This is a genomic window from Pseudomonas sp. B19(2017), from assembly GCF_002113165.1.
GTDB lineage: Bacteria > Pseudomonadota > Gammaproteobacteria > Pseudomonadales > Pseudomonadaceae > Aquipseudomonas.
The window spans coordinates 488,300-507,482 of the sequence record NZ_NEJR01000002.1; the positions used below are offsets into that span (position 1 = coordinate 488,300).

At 59.5% G+C, this 19,183-nt stretch carries 20 protein-coding genes; 1 reads left to right on the forward strand and 19 read right to left on the reverse strand.

The genetic code is table 11. The annotated features are described in order from the left end of the window. Positions 1-86: 86 nt before the first annotated feature. The 16 genes from CAF70_RS05415 to CAF70_RS05490 all read right to left on the reverse strand — a co-directional run bounded on the left by CAF70_RS05415 (position 87) and on the right by CAF70_RS05490 (position 15,411). Entirely contained in the window at positions 87-347 is a 261-nt protein-coding gene (locus CAF70_RS05415; protein ID WP_085621878.1) for an EscF/YscF/HrpA family type III secretion system needle major subunit, read from the reverse strand. A 15-nt stretch (positions 348-362) separates the two neighbouring features. Beyond that, a complete protein-coding gene (locus tag CAF70_RS05420) occupies positions 363-1,529 on the reverse strand; it encodes a PrgH/EprH family type III secretion apparatus protein (protein WP_178076358.1) in 1,167 nt (388 codons plus the stop codon). A 128-nt stretch (positions 1,530-1,657) separates the two neighbouring features. Further along, positions 1,658-3,043 carry a winged helix-turn-helix domain-containing protein gene (locus CAF70_RS05425; protein WP_085621877.1) on the reverse strand — a complete coding sequence of 462 codons (1,386 nt, stop codon included), beginning with the start codon at positions 3,041-3,043 and terminating at the stop codon, positions 1,658-1,660. Beyond that, entirely contained in the window at positions 3,043-3,540 is a 498-nt protein-coding gene (sicA, locus tag CAF70_RS05430) for a type III secretion system translocator chaperone SicA (RefSeq protein WP_085621876.1), read from the reverse strand. The genes CAF70_RS05425 and sicA overlap by 1 nt, the downstream gene beginning before the upstream one ends. Positions 3,541-3,679: 139 nt before the next feature. Next, complete coding sequence (locus CAF70_RS05435) at positions 3,680-4,711, reverse strand: EscU/YscU/HrcU family type III secretion system export apparatus switch protein (RefSeq protein ID WP_085621875.1); 1,032 nt, start codon at positions 4,709-4,711, stop codon at positions 3,680-3,682. A gap of 1 nt (position 4,712) precedes the next feature. Beyond that, positions 4,713-5,492 (reverse strand): type III secretion system export apparatus subunit SctT, encoded by a 780-nt coding sequence (sctT, locus tag CAF70_RS05440; protein WP_085621874.1) that lies wholly within the window; start codon positions 5,490-5,492, stop codon positions 4,713-4,715. A gap of 6 nt (positions 5,493-5,498) precedes the next feature. Then, on the reverse strand, positions 5,499-5,753 hold the full coding sequence (locus tag CAF70_RS05445; protein ID WP_085621873.1) for an EscS/YscS/HrcS family type III secretion system export apparatus protein: 255 nt from the start codon (positions 5,751-5,753) through the stop codon (positions 5,499-5,501). A gap of 9 nt (positions 5,754-5,762) precedes the next feature. Then, the gene (locus CAF70_RS05450) at positions 5,763-6,425 is read right to left on the reverse strand and encodes an EscR/YscR/HrcR family type III secretion system export apparatus protein (RefSeq protein ID WP_085621872.1); all 663 of its coding nucleotides are present in this window, start codon (positions 6,423-6,425) and stop codon (positions 5,763-5,765) included. Further along, on the reverse strand, positions 6,418-7,326 hold the full coding sequence (locus tag CAF70_RS05455; RefSeq protein WP_085621871.1) for a FliM/FliN family flagellar motor switch protein: 909 nt from the start codon (positions 7,324-7,326) through the stop codon (positions 6,418-6,420). The genes CAF70_RS05450 and CAF70_RS05455 overlap by 8 nt, the downstream gene beginning before the upstream one ends. Continuing rightward, the gene (locus CAF70_RS05460; protein ID WP_178076354.1) at positions 7,323-8,303 is read right to left on the reverse strand and encodes a hypothetical protein; all 981 of its coding nucleotides are present in this window, start codon (positions 8,301-8,303) and stop codon (positions 7,323-7,325) included. Before CAF70_RS05460 ends, CAF70_RS05455 begins: the two co-directional genes overlap by 4 nt. Continuing rightward, positions 8,300-8,755 (reverse strand): hypothetical protein, encoded by a 456-nt coding sequence (locus CAF70_RS05465; protein WP_085621870.1) that lies wholly within the window; start codon positions 8,753-8,755, stop codon positions 8,300-8,302. The genes CAF70_RS05460 and CAF70_RS05465 overlap by 4 nt, the downstream gene beginning before the upstream one ends. After that, positions 8,739-10,025 carry a type III secretion system ATPase SctN gene (sctN, locus tag CAF70_RS05470; RefSeq protein ID WP_085621869.1) on the reverse strand — a complete coding sequence of 429 codons (1,287 nt, stop codon included), beginning with the start codon at positions 10,023-10,025 and terminating at the stop codon, positions 8,739-8,741. Before sctN ends, CAF70_RS05465 begins: the two co-directional genes overlap by 17 nt. 11 nt (positions 10,026-10,036) lie before the next feature. Beyond that, complete coding sequence (locus CAF70_RS05475) at positions 10,037-12,088, reverse strand: EscV/YscV/HrcV family type III secretion system export apparatus protein (RefSeq protein WP_085621868.1); 2,052 nt, start codon at positions 12,086-12,088, stop codon at positions 10,037-10,039. Between the two features lie 21 nt (positions 12,089-12,109). Beyond that, positions 12,110-13,213: a type III secretion system gatekeeper subunit SctW gene (gene sctW / locus CAF70_RS05480; protein WP_085621867.1), complete on the reverse strand. Its 1,104-nt coding sequence runs from the start codon at positions 13,211-13,213 to the stop codon at positions 12,110-12,112. A 1-nt stretch (position 13,214) separates the two neighbouring features. Beyond that, positions 13,215-14,873, reverse strand: a complete 1,659-nt coding sequence (sctC, locus tag CAF70_RS05485; protein WP_256573243.1) for a type III secretion system outer membrane ring subunit SctC — start codon at positions 14,871-14,873, stop codon at positions 13,215-13,217. After that, complete coding sequence (locus CAF70_RS05490) at positions 14,863-15,411, reverse strand: helix-turn-helix domain-containing protein (protein ID WP_371915936.1); 549 nt, start codon at positions 15,409-15,411, stop codon at positions 14,863-14,865. Before CAF70_RS05490 ends, sctC begins: the two co-directional genes overlap by 11 nt. A 306-nt stretch (positions 15,412-15,717) precedes the next feature. Here CAF70_RS05490 and CAF70_RS27565 point away from each other — a divergent pair, with 306 nt between their 5' ends. After that, positions 15,718-15,882, forward strand: coding sequence for a hypothetical protein (locus CAF70_RS27565; protein ID WP_158090308.1), 165 nt, complete (start codon positions 15,718-15,720; stop codon positions 15,880-15,882). 514 nt (positions 15,883-16,396) lie between these two features. Here the strand turns inward: CAF70_RS27565 and CAF70_RS05495 are convergent. The 3 genes from CAF70_RS05495 to CAF70_RS05505 all read right to left on the reverse strand — a co-directional run bounded on the left by CAF70_RS05495 (position 16,397) and on the right by CAF70_RS05505 (position 18,994). Next, positions 16,397-16,807: an SRPBCC family protein gene (locus CAF70_RS05495; protein WP_085621865.1), complete on the reverse strand. Its 411-nt coding sequence runs from the start codon at positions 16,805-16,807 to the stop codon at positions 16,397-16,399. 72 nt (positions 16,808-16,879) lie between these two features. Continuing rightward, a complete protein-coding gene (locus CAF70_RS05500; protein ID WP_085621864.1) occupies positions 16,880-17,890 on the reverse strand; it encodes an aldo/keto reductase in 1,011 nt (336 codons plus the stop codon). 183 nt (positions 17,891-18,073) lie between these two features. Further along, positions 18,074-18,994, reverse strand: a complete 921-nt coding sequence (locus CAF70_RS05505; RefSeq protein ID WP_085621863.1) for a LysR substrate-binding domain-containing protein — start codon at positions 18,992-18,994, stop codon at positions 18,074-18,076. Between the last annotated feature and the right edge of the window lie 189 nt (positions 18,995-19,183).

Sequence of the window (19,183 nt, forward strand, 5' to 3'; positions counted from 1 at the left end):
CAAAGAAGAAACAGACATAGGAACACCCACAAAAAAGTACTCGGCAGGCGTACTGAACGACTACCAGCCGAGAGGAACCACAAAACTTAACGCGCGGCGGAAACTATCGCCGTATCAATCTCCTTGAAGCCCTTGATCGTATTGGTCGCAACGTTTCGGAAAACATTGTAGGAAGAGAATGCAGCCTGATAAGCCGCCAACAGCGTGGGGTCCGACGCATCTTTATGCAATGCAGCCAATGCCTCATCGAGTTTGGTCTTTAGATCGGTAGCGCCATCCTCGAAACCCTGGGCCTGTCGGCCCAGGAAATCATCATGAAACTCAATGGGATTCGAAACACCACTCATATAGCACCCGTATCATCAAAGGGATTTAGGAAAGTACCAGGATGACGGCGTCATCTTGATGTAGCCCTGCGGGCCATACCGGAACGACTTGCCCTTCAGCCGATCATCTTTGAGTTCGATTGCGAAATGAACGTATCGCTCACCCCACTGCCGACCGAATTGCGCGACAAAGTCGTTAAGGGCTTGCAACTCAGCGTCCTCAAGCGTGCCCTCGACGGTGAAAGTCACGCCGTCAGCATGCGCATGCCGAGTAAAGCGCAGTGCCAAGCGCTGCAAGCCTTGCTCGGCCAGGCGGATGAGTTCGTCGTCGTCACTGGGTACGATCTTTATTTCGCGAGCGTAGGGTGCTACTGCGCCTAGGGCACTCTCGAGACGACTTTGCAATCGGGGCGTCAGCACACTACGTTGCCGACTGATCAACAATCGCGGAACCAGCGGATCACTGAGGTCCATACGGTGATAGGCGAGTTGCGGCGCAAGGCTGGACACCAGACTCTCCAGGCGCAGGCCCTCGTCGTATGTGGTCATTACCTGAGTCGCCGAGTACCCATTGCGCACCAATACCTGCCTTCCCCACCCGGCATCGCGTTCGGTATCGGCGAAGACGTAAATCGCCTGGTCGCGCCCATGCACCACGGCCATGCTGTTGTTGCCCCCGGCAATCAGTGCCTCGACTTTCGACACAGGCGTGGGGCGCGAAGCGTACCAGCCGAATATTGCCAACCCGGCCAGCGTCACCAGCACCGCGCCAGCAGCCACTCGCCGCCAGATGCTACTGGCCACCCGAGCCGGCTCGGGCGCTGCCAGCACAGCCGGCCCTCGTTTCAACAACTCGCTCCGCCATGCCTCAGCGGTCGGGCGCACGGCGATCAGCAACCCGGCTATATTTTCCAGAGACTGGAATGGAATGTGCTGCTCAACGACACTTTCGTCGCCCAGGATATGCACGACACACCCCAAGCCGTCATGATCGCCGAGTACGACCTCGAAGTTTCGACCACCGCACTCCAGCGGAATGTAGATCGCATCTTCCGGAACTGTCAGCGGGTGCTCGATCGAGCAAAACGTTGCTTCGGAGCCCACGACAAAAAGAGTACGCGGCTGCGCCAGATCAAATTCGCAACCCTGCAACGGGCCACTGAACACCCTCAGGACACATTGCGTTGCAGGAACATCCTGCATGCTGTTCACCACCCGGTCTATCAACTATGAAAAGCGCCTGGCGCTTCGACGTGCAATCAAGAATAAGGCGTGACAGGCAGACAATCCTGATCGAACCATGAGGGAAACGTGATGTGAACGAGCCCTGATCAGTTACACACGTTCTGAGGCACGATCAGCAAACCGCTCAGACTGGACTGCGCCAGGGGATAAGAGCCACACTGCCATGACGTCGCACGCAAGCCCGGCACACGCTGTGCCACCAGAGCAATCAAACGTTGCAATGCTTCTTCCCGCCCACCGCTCGGCACCAGCGTTTCACTGTGCAGCAGTGCATGATTGCGCCCACGAACCAACTCGACCGCCAAGGCCCAGCAGCCCGCCCCAGCGATACAATGAACGCAGAGATAATAATCAGGCATCATCCTTTCAACTATCGACAGGCAATCATCTGAAGCTTGTGCAAAAGCTGTCAGCCCCGCCGGCATCACACAAAGACTTTCACCGAACGCGGCGGCCAGTTGGTGGACCACTTCGCGCTGCATTTCCAGGCCACATGCCTCAACTTTCGCCAGCACCGGCAAGACCAATAACGAGGGCACCGATGACGGCGATGATGGCAGGGCCGCGCGTTCCTCGACCTCCCCTGCAAAGCGATAACCCTTGCCATAGACCGTCTTGATATAGTCATTTTCACGCCCGAGCAATTTGCGCAGCGCATAAATGCAGCGGGTCAGGGACTCCTCGGCCACGTCGCAGTTGCGCCACACCTGGTCCAGCAGCCAGTCCTTCGGAACCAGCGAGCCCGCCGCCCCCAACAGTAGCCGAAGTACATGCAACTCCTTGGGTGGAAGATGGAGTCCTTTGCCAGCCTCACCCGCTTCCTTGACTGCGGCCTGATGTTCCAATTTGGCCTTGCCCAGATGTTGTTGGGCACCGGTCAACTTGCCTTGTGCCAGATCGCGGGCTGCCAGGGCTTTGGCATGCTCGGAAGTACCCGGCTCGGTTTGCTCCAGAGCCGATTCGGCATCGTCCAGCGCCCTTTGCGCACTGTCGACGTTCGCCTTGGCTTTCTCGAGCTCTTCCGCGGACTTGCCCGCAGCGGCGACCGCCGCTTCCAATTCCGCCACCGCATTCAGATATTTGTCTGATAACGCCTTGTTGCCATCAGCGCTGGCCTTGGCTACTGACCTAAGGATATCCATGAGCGTCTTGGTCGACTTCATGCTGACGTCACCCAACAAGTTGATGAGCGAGGCAATCAACTTGGTGAACGTGTCTTCAGAACCCTTTTCCGCACGCTTGGCACCTGACGCTGGCAAAGCCAGAACCGGCCTACCCGATGCAGCAGCATTACCACCTTGCGACTGACCGGCGTAGTTCACACCTTGCAGGTTGGCCAGTGCGATATCGGCAGCGCGCTGATAGGCCTTGGTGTTCGCCGCTTTACTCGCCGCGTTGGCATAGCTTTGCGAGTCGGCCCGACTGGCAAGTGTTTCTGGGGATATACGTGAGTACAAAGCCCTGATATCCATTACAACTGTTCCTCCGAATGGTCGGCGTCGACATTGCTTAACGCATTCAGGTAAGCCTGGGCCTGCTCCCGCATACCCGGCTCATGCACGCGCTCGATGACATACTCAAAACACAACTTGGCCTTGCCGGGTTTTCCCAGCGCAAGCTGGCATTGGCCGGTATAGAGCATTGGCCGGTAATCATGCTTGCCCTGGGCAAAAGCCACCGCATACAGATCAACCGCTTTCTGATAGTTCTGCTTGAGCTGATGCACCGCCGCCAGGCCCATCCAGTACTGCGCGTTGTAGAAGTCGTAGATACACAGGAAATGGAAAAATTTTTCCGCATCGTCCAGGCGCCCTTGCTCATAGAACTCATAGGCAAAGGCGTAAAGGCTATCCATCTGCTCGGTACTGACCCCGCGCAGATCCTTGAGCGATGCACCATCAAGTACGGCTTGCATCACCTGCTCGGCAATCCGGTCCTCTTCCTGTTCCGTGTGTTTTCGACGGCTCATGACTAATTACTCCTGAATGTTTCTTCAGCGGTGCTGACAACGCTATTGAGCCAGCTGAGGGCAAAGGGCGCCGTCACAAAACGCTCATCGTGGTGTTCGTGAGTCGCTCATTCCTGCAAGCGATTTCGCAGGGAACCCATCAGGCCTGCTCGACTTGCTCGAGCCAGACCAGCAGTCGCAGAACGCTTTCGATTTCCTGCATCTGGATAAAGGTGTAGCGCTGATGGGTCTTGAAGATGCGTCTGGCCAGGGCAATGTCACTGATCACCGGCACGCCTACTTCAGCCGCGTACTTGCGCACCGCCAATGCCCGCTGGTTGGTTTCCATCAGTGAGATAAACGGCATCACGGTGACTTCCGGCCGGAAGTAGATCCCCACGGCGATGTGCGTGGGATTGGCGACAATCACTCGCGAACCACGAATGTCGGATTTGACCTGTTCGGATAACAGCTCCTGGTGCAGTTCGCGCCGCCGCCCCTTGATTTCCGGATTGCCGTCCTGCTCCTTGTGTTCACGCTTGACCGACTGCTTGTCCATCTTCAGATCCTTGATGTACAGCCAGTACTCGCACAGCGCATCGAGCATGACGACCAACAATATGCAGCCCAGAAACGCCAGCACCAGCACCAGCAACAAATGAGCCCAGATCGGAAACAGGTCGACAGGTTGCGCATACAGTTGCGCAAACAGTAAATGCCGCTGAGTCAGCCAGACCATCCAGAATGCGATCACGAAACTACCCAGATACAACAAGGCTTTAACGGCATCCTTCAGTGTTCTGAGACTGAACAGTTTTTTGAAACCGTTAATCGGGTTCAGTGCTCCAAAGTTCAGCTTCAGGGCCTCGCTGGCAATGGCCAGACCGGTCTGCAACAACGTGGGCAAGGCGCTGGCGAGAAAGCACACAACGATCAGCGGCGCCACGACCTTGAGCATCAGCACCCCGAGCTCTGCAGCATAGCGCTGCTGATCGGCGGCGAAACCCAAGGCAATGATGCGTCGATAAACCTCCATCACCTCCAGCAAGCTACCGTTGCTCGTCAGATAGATGATCGCGCATAGCATCAGGCAGGAACTGGAGAGATCCTTGGCCTTGAAGGTCTGGCCCTTTTTCGCCGCGTCGCGACGCTTCTTCGCCGTGGGTTTTTCGGTTTTCGAGGCGCTGGACATTTCAGCGGGCCTCCGGCGGGACGATCCAGTCTGCAAGCTGATCCGGCTTGGTGGCCATGCGCAGTATTTCGTCAGGCAGGTGTGCACTGAAATACAGAATCAACACCAGCAACGCGATGGCGCCCTTGACCGTGAGCGACACCGAAAATGCGTTCATTTGCGGCGCAAAACGCGCCAGCAGGCCGAGCAGCGCCTCGCTGAGCAACAAGGTCGCCACCACCGGTGCGCTGATCATCAGCGTTTTGCTGATCAACGGATCGAGCAGCCCGAGCAACGGCTGGATGCGCAATTCGCAGCCCAAAACCGGCGAGCAGAGTTGGTAGCTGCGGCTCAAGGTTTCCACCAGCAACCTCATGCCTCCGCCCTCCAGGTAGATCACTGCCGCGAACAGCTGGAGAAAATTGGCCAGCTCCGAGGTGTCGTCGCCGTTGGCCGGATCGACCGTGCTGCTGAGCATCGCGCCGCGCTGGTTATCAATCAGGTTGCCCATGGCGTGCAGCACCCAGAACGGCCAGGACAACAGGCAGCCGAGAATCACCCCCACTCCGGCCTCTCGCAGCAGCAACCCGTAGAAGCCAAGCGAGTCCAGACGAGGCAACGTGCCAGCGGTATAAGGCCACAGTGCCATGCCAACCAGCACGATCACGGCGTTTCGCGGTGCGCCGGTGAGCGCGCGACTGTTGAGAAACGGCAACATGAAGAACACCGGTGCCAGGCGAGCGAAGCAAATCATCGCACCGGCCAGCCAGCCATGCAGGTCAAAAAAAAGGCTTAGGTTCATCGCGATTCACTTCAGGGCCAGGCGCATGACTTCCCGGCTGAAGCTCAGCAACGTCTCGCCGTACCAGCCAGAAAGCAGAAACAGACAGACCGACACCGCGAGCAGTTTGAAGCCGAAGGGCAAGGTTTGCTCCTGCAACTGAGTCACGGTCTGAAACAGACCGATGAGCAACCCCACCAGTGTGGCGACGATGATCGGCCAGGCCACCAGGATCAATATCAGGTACAAGGTTTTGTTTCCGGCAAACACCAGGTCATTCATCGCGGCGTCTCATTGAGCCAAGGACAGGTATTGCCCGACCAGCCCGGTAGAAAGCAGGGCCCAGCCATCCAGCGCAACGAACAGCACCAGCTTGATAGGTACGGAGATGATCACCGGGCTCATCATCATCATGCCCAAGGCAAGCAAGATGCTGGAGACCACCAGATCGACAATGACGAAAGGCAGATACAGGTAGAAACCGATCTTGAAGGCGGCTTTGATTTCGCTCAGTGCATAGGCTGGCAGCAGTGCGAACAACGAGGGTTCCAGTTGCTCATCGAACTCGACATCGGCAGCCCTGGAGTCCTCGCGCGTGATCTGTGCCCGTTCGAAGAACTGTGCAAGCTCCGGGTCGGTGTACCTGGCCAGGTATTCGCGATAGCCGCCCAGACCGTTATCGAGGAACGCCACCACCGCATCGATGCTGGTGAACGCCACACGGTTTTCCTTGTAATAGTCATAGCCTTGCTGCACCACAGGGCTCATGACGAACATCGCCAGCAACAGCGCAACGGCGTTGAGGGTCATGTTCGAGGGCACCTGCTGCAGGCCCAGGGCATTTCGCACTATCACGAAGACGATCGAGAACTTGATGTAACAGGTGCCCGCGGCAATCAGGAATGGCAGCAACGAAGCCACTGCCAACAGCCCGATCATTGAAATGTCATTCATTACCCATGCCCCGCCCCACCTCACGCAGTTCGACACCCAGGCGATCGCCAAGCCGGACCAGCTCACCCACTGCGATACACATGCCACCGACACGAACTTCGACGTTGCTCGCGGCCGTAGCCTCCAGCGGCAGAACCTGGCACTCGATGAGCTCGTTGAGCGCAGCCATGCTCAAGGTGAGTTCGCCCAGCACGAATTCAAGTTTGACCGGCAGCTCCGGTAGCACGCAGGGCTTGCTCGGCAACGGGTTATCCGGGATGGTGAGTTCCATATGCAGACCTTCCTTGACAAAGGTGAACCGGCCGATGCACACATCGGCCATGAAGAGTTGTCGGGTTTGCTCGGCGATGACCAGCACATCGCCCCTCGCCAGTTGCCGAGAGGGCAACCGCGCCAGTTCGCTGTTGCCGAGCACGATTCGCAGGGCCAGTGGCAATGCCTGCAGCCAGGCCTGCAGCAGGCGCGACGGCGCCTTGCGCTGGCTCGGCCCTTCCATGACCCATAAATCGCCCTGGGGCGTACTGATGCAGGGCAGAACCGCCGCTTGCAATGCTTCCCCCGGAATGAGCCGGCACTCGAACAGGCGCTGGTAGTCCAGCAGGTCGGGCGCGATTTCGACGGGCCGGCTCACCGCCGAGAACAGGTCCAGAACCTGCTGGCCCGCGCCCTCCTGATACAGCCATTGCGACCATTGCGGCCCCACGGCCTGCAGCCATTCGCAAGCCCCGATCATGCCTTGCCAGCTACCGTGGCAACCTTGCGCCCGGAAGGCGATGTAACGTGTCTGTGGCGACGGTTGGCTCAAGCGCACAGGGTGCCCCTCACGCTGCCAGCGGGCCACCGCCTGGCGTCGCACATAATCAACTGACGCAACGCCACGCAACAACAGGGTGGCTGTCACGTCTGCTGCTCTCCCCGCTGACTTCTCCTTCGCAGCGCTTGCCGGCTCTGCTCTTCGGCTTCCTCATCCGGCCGCTCTTGCTCATGACCGTGGCGAGATTCATGCCCCTGCTGATCAGTCAGACGCCAGCGCGGATCCGGCGCCTGCGCCAGGCTGTCGCTCAAATGGCTGAACACCAGGGGGCTGCTTGGATTGAGCAGCAAATGCTCAGGGCGTTCGGCCCCATCCTTGCTGACCGTGATCAGACCAACAGCATTACCTTTACTGAAGGGCACCTGGAGGTAGTTGCCGGCACCCTTGGCGGTGCTGAGGTCAGGGGCTGAGTTCGGTTGGGGGGTCGCCCTGGGTGGCACCGCCAGACGTGTCACGGGGTGCAAGTACAATGGCTTTTCCTGCAAAGGCAATGGCTGCGCCGGCAATGCCTGAGGGGTTTCCTGCTTGACCGGCCTATCGGCGACATCTTGATCGGAGGCCCGAGGCGCGCTGGCAACGGCGATCCGGTCTGGCACTTGCGTGTGCACGGCGATCGGCAAGCGGATAGGCGACAATGGCGCTTTCTGCTCGGTCAGCACATCGACGCCAGCCCGGTCGGGCGTGGCGGGCGCACTGGCAACGGGCACCTGAAGCGGCACCTGCGCAGCGATCGGCAAGCGGGCAGCCAGCGCCAACCCAGCATTGAACAGGGCCGGCGACGAAGATGCGGGTGGCGGCTTCATGGGTATAGGCATCGTCTGATCCACCGAGAAGTTGGCCAGCCGGGTGTCAGCCACCGAACGCTGCGCTGCCAGCGATAACTTCAGGGGGTGTTCGAGCAATGGTTGCAATTGCGCCAGCAACACAAGTGCACCCTGCGGCAACTCGTCCAGTGCATTACGGTCTTCAGTGGCCGGCGATGGGGCCTTGTGGCCGGGCTCATCGCCGGGCAAAGGATCGATGACCGGAAGAAGCGCCGCTGCTGGAGGTCTCACTGTGCTCATTTGCAACTCACCAATAGTTCATCAAGATCATTTTCTTCCTCGCGCCACCGGCGTGAACGACGCTCGCCCAGCAAACGCTCCTCCAGACGCCGGTACTTCAAGTGCTTGCGCTGCAGCGTCATGCGATGCTGTCGCAAACGCTCGACCCCTTGCGCCACCTCCTGGTGCTGGCCCACCACGCGGACGCGTTCCAGCGCGAGGTTACCGATCTGCCGCCGAATGACCGCCTGACGTCGCAACAGCGCCAGCAACTGCGCATGGCTCAACCGTTGATTCTCGGGACGCTGACTTACCAGGAGTTCATTCAGGCCATGAGCCTGCTGCTCGATCGCTTGCAACTCTCGCTCTAGCGGCACCAATGCACGTAAGGCCTTATCAAGCCCACGCTCACACTCGTGCTGCCGGCGATCGCTGAACGCCAGCAGGCGTCGGACATTAGCCAAGGAGATCATGCAGGCTCTCCAGTGCGGCCTGAGGTGCACATCCCTCACCCAAATCCTGGCAAAGCCATGCCATCAACGCTTCGCGACAGGCCATGGCCTGATCATCAGCCGCATTCTCCCCGGATCGGTACTCCCCCAGATCGAGCAATACCTGCAGCGCCTCGAGACGAGCCAACACCTTGCGGGTACTCGCCGCCAGTTGCTGAACAGCGTGCCCGGTAACCTGATGCGCCACCCGGCTGGCGCTGCGTAGCACATCGATTGCCGGGAAATGACCACTGGCGGCCAACGTGCGGCTCAGGTAGATATGCCCATCGAGGATGGAGCGAATCTCCTCGGCAATGGGGTCAGGGTCATCGTCGCTTTCCATCAATACGGTGTAGAACGCGGTGATACTGCCGGTGGCGGTCACACCCGGACGCTCCAGCAAACGCGGCAGGGAGTCGAACACCGAAGCGGGATAACCGCGCCGCGCCGGCGCTTCCCCCGCCGCCAGCGCAAGGTCGCGGCGAGCGCGGGCATAACGACTCATGGAGTCGAGCATCAGCACCACCTGCCGGCCTTGATCACGGAAATACTCAGCGATTGCCGTTGCCTGTAACGCTGCGTTGCAGCGGTCAATCGAGGAGAAATCCGAGGTCGCGTAGACCACCACGCAGCGCGTGCATTGATCCGAATGCCGCAACGCCTCGACAAACTCGGTAACCTCCCGCCCCCGCTCACCGATCAACCCGATAACGAACACATCCGCTTCGCTGTGGGCGATCAGCATGTTCATCAATGAAGTCTTGCCCGATCCCGCCGCGGCAAAAATGCCGATGCGCTGGCCAATGCCGCACGTGAGCAGGGCATCGATCGCCCGTACGCCGGTGGCCATCGGCTGGCTCACCGGACGACGCTGGTTGTAGGCTGGCGGCGCAGCATCCACCGCACAGTCGCGCCCCTCGAATGCATCGCCCGGGGCCAAACGTTCGACTACCCGCCCCTGAGGGTCGATCACGCTACCGAGCATGGCAGTACTGCAATGCAGGCTGAGCAGCGTACCGGTCGGCACAATCAGCGACTCGCGGGACAAGCCTCGCGCATCACCCAACAAGCTGAGCAATACCGCATCGGGGCTGAAGCCGATCACCTGCGCTCGAGCGCTCACCGCAGTGTCCCGCCAGTCGCCACGCACCTCGCACACTTCGCCGATAACCACATTGTGCAGTGCCGCTTCAAGCAGTGGCCCATTCAAACGCAGCGGGTGGGCAGCACGGCGCTCCAGTGAGTGTTGCATAGCGCACTCTCCTAAAGGGTCTTGATCACTTTCACTGAAATGGCATCGGATATTTCGCCAAACGAAACCACGTCCAGTTCCCGAAAACGGCCTTCGATCAGTTTCTTGATGTAGCGCCGCACATCCACCGAGGCCAGGATGACCATGTCTTTCTGGGGGATGTGCAGGCTATCGAGCCCGACAGCCAGCCGGTCCATCAGGTCTTCACTGGCCGAGGGCTCCAGGTTGAGGAAGCTGCCGCCAGAGGTCTGACGTATGCCCTTGCGCACCACGTCCTCGAACTCCGGCGAGAGCAGCAACACGCGCAGGTCGTTGCCGTTGGCAAATTTGTTACTGATGTAGCGCGCCAGGCCGCCGCGTACGTGCTCGACCAAGGCAATCACGTCCTTCTCGCGCGAAGCCCAGTGCGCCAGCGTTTCAAGAATCAGCTTCATGTTGCGCACCGAGATACGCTCGGCGACCAGGCGCTGCAGCAACTCCGCGACTTTCTGCACCGAGGCATGGCGATAGACTTCCTTGACCAGGTCCGGGTAGCGCGCTTCCATCTCGTCGAGCAGGACCTTGCTCTCCTGTACGCCGAAAAATTCCGAGATATTGCGCGCCAGCAGGGTCACCAGGCAGCGATAGAACTCGTCGTAGGCCGGACGCAACTGATGCCCCAGGTTCTGCAGTTTTTCGCGTTCGCTGCTGCGCACCCAAACGCTGGTTTGCCGGTTGCTGTCGACACCCGTAGTCATATCCAGACCTAGATGCTCAAGCTCCGGCTTGTAATCGACAACACGCAGCAGATCGAAGTGGATATCGAACTGGTCGGCACGAACCTCATTGATCAACACCGCAACTTGCCCCAACGGCAGTGAGTCGGCACCGCGCAATTGGGGTTGGGGGATGCGGATGCCGTAGTCGATGAAGAACTGACTACGAAAACGTTCACATAATTGAGCTGCGCGCAGTTCCTCGACGCGGGCGCTTGGCACCAGCAGCATCAAGGCAACGGTTTCGGTGGCCATGTCATCGACGTTCTCGATCAGGCCCAATCCACTTTCGGTATCGTTTTTTTCACTCGCCAAAGGCGTGACGGCGGCAGTACCCAAGGTGTTCCTTTCCAGCCGGTAGCGAAAGAACAGTAACGCCAGCAGCGCACTGGCAATAATCAGAAACACCGCGACCGGGAACCCTGGCAGCATGGCCACACCGACCGCCAGCAAGGCAGTAATACCCAGCACAAAAGGATGCCCCAGCAGCTGGGTCATCATGTTGCGCCCCAGGTTGGCCTCGTCTCCGTTGACACGGGTCACGATGAAACCCGCACCGATGGCGATCAACAACGCGGGAATTTGCGCCACCAGGCCGTCACCGATTGTCAGCAACGTGTAGGTCGACAGTGCCTCGGACATGTCCATGCCCAGTTGGCCGACACCGATTGCGATCCCGCCAAGAAAATTGACGAAAATGATGATGATGCCGGCGATCGCGTCCCCTTTGATGAACTTCATGGCGCCATCGAAGGATCCATACAACTGGCTTTCGCGCTCTAGCGTACTGCGCCGCTCGCGCGCCTCCTTGGCATCGATGACACCGGCCTTGAGATCGCCATCAATACTCATTTGCTTGCCGGGCATACCATCGAGGGAAAACCGCGCCGCCACTTCCGCTACGCGCTCCGACCCCTTGGTAATGACGATGAACTGCACGATGGTGACGATCGCGAAAATCACGAAGCCCACCACCAGGCTGTCGCCAATCACGAACTCACCGAAAGACGCGATGATCGCACCGGCATCAGCCTGCACCAGGATAAGCCGGCTGGTACTGATCGATAACGCCAGACGGAACAATGTGGTGATCAACAACAGCGCGGGAAAGGTGGAAAAACTCAGGATCCGCTCGATGTAGAACGAGCCCATGAAGACCAGGATCGCAATGACGATGTTCAGACCGATCAGAAAATCCACCAGCGGCGTCGGCAAGGGAATGATCAGCATGGCGATGATCATCACCATCAGCGTAAGGATCAGCAGCTCGGGGCGAGAAATGAGGCTGCGCAAAAATTTATCGAACATGATAAGTACAAACCTTGAAAACTAAGCGGTGCAGCGAGCTACCAGCGCGGCATGCCGCTCAACGGTTTCATGGGCAAACACACGGTCGGCCAGGTGCGTGAATTGCTCAGCGATCCGCTCCAATGCCTGGTCATCGCCAAACAGCTGAAGCGGCAACGCCAGGCAGTTCAACCGCAACAGTTGCAGCAGTTGCGCACGCTCGTGATGCGCAACCAGCAACAATCGCTCCGCAAAGACACCTGACAGCAACGGGTCGAGCTCGTCGGGAAACTGCAACAGCCCCAGCAGGAACACCAACCAGTCCGGCTCGCTGGCGTTATGCCGGCAAACCAGTTCGTCTGCGAGCAACGCCTGGATGAACACAACATCGACCGAACGCAGACGCTTGATATCACCCAGTTTTTTCAGCAACTGCCCAAACTCGTCGCGCGAACAGCTGGGGTCCTGGGCATCGATGTCCGTCAGTAATGCAGCCTCGATAAACTCCAGCACCGGGCCTCGATGCTGGTAGCCGTAGATGGCTATCCAGTCCTCGTAGGCCTCGGCAGGCCCGCCACCAAACTCCAGGAACGATCGATAGGTGTCACGCAGCAAGGCCGCTCGCAACGCCAGGGCCTTGCCGAACATCTTGGCTTTGAGTGCCGAATTGATACCGGCCTTCAAACGCTTGGGTGGCGACTGATCGAGCACCTGTTGCAGTAGCGCCTGCAGGCGCTGGCGAGTCGCCTGCGCCATCACTTTTTCACGCAACAGTTCGCGCAGTACCAGCACCAGGTCGCTGTCATCAGGGAACAGCCCCCGGGCCTGCGCCAGCAACCATTCGACGCTGCGCTCGGCAAGGCTGGCCAACGACTGAATCTGCCGGGCCTTGGGAATCACATCTTCATCCAGGACCCGCTCGAAGCTTTCCGCCAAGCCTTCGAACTTGCTGCCGAAATCGCCCCTACGGCGAAACTGCGAACGCAGGGCAGCCGCCATCTCATCGCTGTTTTCAACAAACCGCTGGACGCTGGCTGCCGGAGTAGCATCATCTTCTGGCCCTTCAGCAACCCTTGCCTGGGGCTCGCTAACCTGATGCGGGCGCGACATCGGCACGCGCAACGGCACTTGGCCAACAGCGGCCATATCAACGCTCCAGCACGCGAAGTACCGCGCGGTCGGCCGGGTCACGGGTCACCTTGCCGATCACCTGCGATCCAATTTGCATCGTGTCTGGTTCCAACGGGCTATCGAGCTCTTTCGGTTGAATCAGGAACACCCGGACCGTGTTGGATTGACGGGTCTGCCTATAGCTGAACACCCGCCCCAGATAAGGAATATGCCCCAGCACCGGGATACGCTTGATCACCTCGCCAGTCTCGTCACGGGTAAAGCCGCCAACCAGCAGGCCTTTACCCCGCGGCACCCGGGCAACAGTACTGATGCGCGTTCGGCCAACCGTCGGCAGCGTGTCGGTCCCTGTCTGCTCCCTGACCGACTCGACCTCACTGCCGTCCTCGATGTCGAGTGCCATCTCGATTTCTCCGGATGCTGAAATCCGTGGCAAGACACTGACCAGGGTGCCGTAGGTGACGTGTTCAAGTTCAACACTGCGCTCACCGATCAATCGTGCGTAGAACGTGCGGTTGTTGTCGAAAATCGCCGGAACATTTTCTTGAGTCAGCACGACCGGCCGCGAAACGACCCGTGCGCGATTGTCGGTTTCCAGCGCTGAAATGGCAGCCATGAACGAAGAGCTGTCCAGTGTGCTCAGCGAGCCGCCATTCAGCGATGCCGCCACCTTCGAGCCAAGCTTGAACGACCCCTTCCAGTCCACGCCCAACTCATTGAGATCGTCCTTGTGCAGGTCGATGATCCACAGGGAAAGCTCGACATGACGCTTTGGTTCATCGAGCGCAGCGACAAGGTTCTCAATAAAATGCACCTGCTCCGGGAGCCCCTTGACCAACAGGCTGTTGGTATCGGGGTAGGCCACTACGCGGATATTGCCTGCTGCCAGATCGCGAGCGATGGTCCGCGGCGCCGTGTTGTCGGTAGATGCAGATTCGAGGGCACCCAGCTCCTCCAGTGGGAAGCTCGGCATGCCACCCGGATGCCCTTCAGCGCCCTTGTTTATCACTGCGTCGACACTACGGTTTTCACCCTTGAGCAGCGTCTCGATAGCCGTCGCAATACCGGGTACCGTGATGCTCTGGTCGCGCAACTCGTACTTGCGATCAGCAACGAAGGTGTTGCGCAAGTTGATAACGCCAATACGCTGCTGCCCGAGTTGCAAGCCGGCACTTTGGTTGTCCATGAACTGCGCGGCCTGTGCCACCAGGTCGACATAGATCGGCGGACCAGAAATATAGAAGGTCCGCAAGCCATCGTGACGCAGAGGGTAGCGGGCATCGCGCAAACCGGAGCTGCGCAGGAACGCCTCCAGCTTCTGGACAGTGATGGTATTCAGCGAGATAACGGCGCTTTTCGCCTCGGCCGCCTCATAGACATACAACGTCTGACCATCGCTGTACCAGATCAGCGCCATTTGCCGAACAACATGCTCCAGCGTCTGCTGCGGTGCGACCATCGAAAAATCGCCACTGATGGTGCGCCGAGCGGCTGCTTTGCTGAGAATGACCGGCTTGTCCAAAGACGCTGACAGCGCATCGAAGAACGTACGCAGGCCCTCCTGGCGAGCCACATAGCCCTCTTCAGCACGCACAGCGGCAACCGACGAAGCCATCGGCAACACACAACAAAGCGCCAGCATCACCGCTCGCGGACAAATACGTTTAACCATCATGAGTTGATTCGCTCGAAAGGCGGGTTATATCGATCAAACTACTCGGCGCCACTCCGACCAGCTCTCGAATCTCCTTGGAAAAATGCGAGGAGGAGGCATAACCAAACTCCAAGGCAACGTCTGTCAGGGACGCCGCACCTTCAGCCATGCTCAGAAGCGCCCGGGCCGTACGCCACCCACGTAACTCGGACTTGGCAGCACCACCCAGTGCCTGACGGCAAAGCCTTCTGAAATGCGAGACTGATACGCCATACCGCACCGCAAGATCCTGGAGCTTTTCCCTGCCCGAACCTTGTTCCAGCAAAAAACCGAGCAGCTGATAACTCTCACTACTGCGCAAGTGACAGGCGAAAGCTCGATAGGCCTCGTCACCTTGCAGCGCCAGGGTGAGATACCAGGACTCCAGCCCCGGGGCCGCTCGACCCTGACTACGATCTTCGCTCAGTACGGCCCAGGGCTCGCTTCCAACAGGTCGCATCCCTGGCTCGCCCCCCTGATCGATAAAAAACTGCAATTTGAAAAGACTCATTTGCGACATCGGGAGCACCCAGGCACTCCCACTGAGCACTTGCAACCCCGGACGTAGAACCAACAGGCCCTGCCACCCAGGCGCCAGGCGCAACAAGGCCGAACTCTCGCGATGCTCCAGGCACAGAATGTCAGGACCATTGCGAATACGAAGAACTTGCTCACCCGTCTTCCCAAGGGCACACCAATGCCTCAGGGTTACCGCTGAGTCCGGTCTTTCGCCCGCTCCCACATCAGCCGCCACCATCACAATCACCCGGAATACATTCGCAGCCACTATGCTGAAGACGCACCGGGCAATCTTGATGAGAAACTGATGGCAATTGCCGATGCGATGGGCACGCGCGCCTATCGCCGCGCAGATCTGGAGGCTGGTGCAGGATGGCTGAAGATATTTTTGAGGCTACGGGTCAACCGCCAGCTTGAGTCGGGGCAAAAATGCGCAAGGTATAAATTTCAGGCGCAAAAAAGAGGCCCTTAAGGCTAATGCCAGTCAGTTAAGGCTTCCACAGGCTTTACTGGGGCTGCAGCCCATCGCCGGCAAGCCAGCTCCCACAGGTACAGCGTGAACCTCGAGACAGCGCCGTCCCCTGTGGGAGCGGGCAAGCCCGCGAAGCAGGCGACGCGCTGGCTGGCACCGGCTGCGCCGGTGTTCGCGGGCATGCCCGCTCCCACAGGGTTGCGCCGCTTTTAGAAATTGAGCAAGACAGTTGCTCCCACCTCGACCGCATTGACCCCAAGCCATGTGCAGTACCTGTGGAAGCTGGCTTGCCGGCAATGGGCCGCAAAGCGGGCCCAAATAGCTCGACTGACAGGCATTTTCATTTTGCGGGTGAGGTAGGACGTATTGCGTCGCTGATGCCTGCAAATCGGCGAGACAACCGGCAAGTTGCCCGGATGATTCAGCGACGTGGGAGGGTGATAGCCGGACCCCAGCGACGTCTCAGGATTCGAATCCTGACACTGTCGCCGGGCAAGCCCTTCCAGGAAACCGCTTAGCCTTCCAGCCCTTTCTTCAGCGCCGCCAGGCCATCTTCATAGATCCCAGCGAACAGCGCAGTTGCTTCAGCGTCGCTGATACCCACCGGCACGAACGAACCGGACCATTCCACGCGAGATCCGCTACCTTCAGCCACCACACGCAGGGTCGACTGGTAGTCACGTACTGGCGCCGGGCCGCTGAGAATGGTGTAGCCGTAGCTGCGGCCCGCTTCGTTGAAGTCCAGCAGGCGCTCGATGATGGTGTCACCGGCCACGCTCTTGAGGGTGCGGACGCGGCCGCCTTCGCTCAGGGTGCTTTCGGGGATGAACGGCAGCCAGTCGGGTAGCGCGTCGAAACCGCCAATCAGTTGCCAGACGCGGTTGGCATCGGTTGCCAGGGTGATGGAAGCTTGTGCAGTTGCCATGGTGATTCTCCTCGGGGCGTGGCCCCATTGATTCGGGTAGTCAGGACCGCAATGCGGCCCTGCAAGATCGCTTTAAACAGCAGGTACCGGGGCCTGGGCGTTGATCAGCCCTTGCTGGCGCAGGTCGTTCCAGAACGCCATCGGGATTTCCTTGCCCAGGGCGGCGAAGTCTTCGTTGGCGTGCGCAGGGCGGGTGGAGCCCGGGATCACCGAGACCACGGCCGGGTGGGCCAGGGCGAACTGCAGGGCGGCCGCCTTCACATCCACACCATGGGCACGGGCCACGGCACGGATGCGCTCGAGCTTGGCCAGCACCGCCTGGGTGGCCTTCTGGTACTCGAAGTGCTCGCCGCCGGCGGTGACACCCGAGCTGTACGGGCCACCCACGACAATGCCGACACCCTGCTCCACTGCTTGCGGCATGACGCGTTGCAGTGCGCGATCATGGTCCAGCAGCGAGTAGCGCCCGGCGAGCAGGAAGCCGTCGGGGCGCGGCTCGTCCAGGTCGAGGGTCAGTTCGATCGGCTCGACGCGGTTCACACCCAGGCCCCAGGCCTTGATCACGCCTTCCTCGCGCAACCGAGAGAGCACGCGAAACGCACCAGTGCGGGCAACTTCGAACTGGCTCAGCCATTCGTCACCGTAGAAGTCCTGGGCGATGTCGTGGATCCAGACAATGTCCAGGCGGTCGGTCTTCAGCCGGCGCAGGCTGTCTTCGATGGAGCGCAGGGTGGCGTCAGCGCTGTAGTCGTTGACGATGCGGTTGCGGTTGCCGTGCTCGAACAGACCGCTCTTCTCGCCCAGTTCACGGGCCGCCGGGTCTTCCAGTTCGTCGAGGATGATGCGGCCGATCTTGGTGCTGAGCACGTATTCGTCACGCGGGCGACCGGCCAGGGCATTGCCCAGGCGGCTTTCGGAGAGGCCGGCACCATAGAACGGCGCGCTGTCGAAGTAGCGCACGCCGTTGTTCCAGGCGGTATCGACGGTAGCCTGCACTTCGTCTTCAGGCACATTGCGGAACATGTTGCCCAGTGGGGCGGTACCGAAGCCCAGCGGGTTGGCGATAAGGGATTTGAGGTTCATGTGCATTTTCCTGATGAGGGAGTCGGTTGTGAACTCCAGTGGCTGCAATGCTATGCGCCACCCACCAAGACCGTCCAAGTCATATTTCGAACTACTTGAGACCTTTTAAGCAACACCATTCAATGGTGCTTCGCGGTGCCTGTATACCTTGGTGCCTCCAACAGTCTGTCGTGCGGACTGCGCTCAGTAATTGAAATCGTGGCCTAGCTGGCCCTGCACCCATTCAAGGAATTGTCGAACCCTGCGAGTTTCAGCATGGCCTCGAGGAAAGACCAGGTGGTGGGCACTGACGGGCGTCGCCAGGTCTTCTGCAAATACCGGTACCAACTCGCCTCGGGCGATATAGTCCTGCGCCAGCAGGGAACTCTCCAACGCCAGCCCATACCCGTGGCTGGCGGCCTCCAGGCTCATGTAGGAGCGATCGAAGCTCAGTGCATAAGGGTTTTGTGGCAACGCCACACCTTGCTGGGCGAACCACTGGGGCCATTGCACCAACGCGGCTTCCGACAGGATCAGGTTCTGCCCCAGCAGGTCGCTGGGCTGCCTGACAGGTGTACGCGCTAGAAGCTGTGGCGAGGCCAGCACCGTTGCACGTTCATGCCGGATGGTGCGCACTTCCAGGCTGGGCCAGTTGGGGTAACCATGACGGATATCCAGGTCGATCTGATGGCGGCCGAAGTGCAGCGACTCGTAGGAGCACGACAGGTTGATCTGGATTTGCGGGTGACTGTTACGAAAATGGTCCAGGCGCGGCAGCAACCAGAGTAGGCCGAAGCTAGGCGCGGAATGAAGCCGCAGGCAATCGAAGCCCACCGAGTTGCCAGCGCGCTCGGTGGCAGTAGCCAGGCTCTGCAATATGCCCGACACCTCGCGCAGGTACTGCTCGCCTGCCGGGGTCAGCGCAACACCACGTGCCTCGCGAATGAACAGTGGGCGACCGATCAAGGCTTCCAGGTTGGCAATCTGGTGGCTCACCGCAGAGGGTGTGAGGTTCAACTGCTCAGCGGCACGTGCAACGTTGGCGAAACGCGCAACTTGCTCGAAGGCCTGAATTGCTTTCAGGGAAGGGAGCTGAGGAAGTTTTCGAAGGTTGTCCAGGCTCATGGCCATTCCTGAAGGATGCGCAGCGGTACCAAGGCTTTTACCTTCCTGTAAGCCCCAGGCACAAGTCGAGGGCTGAATTTTTTTCAGCACCGGGTGAAAGAGGCAGCGTTGCTCGGGGTGCTGTCCGGGACGAAGCTGTGCCTATCGGTTCTGCCGGAACCGTCGCTCACAACAATAATCATCTGGAGC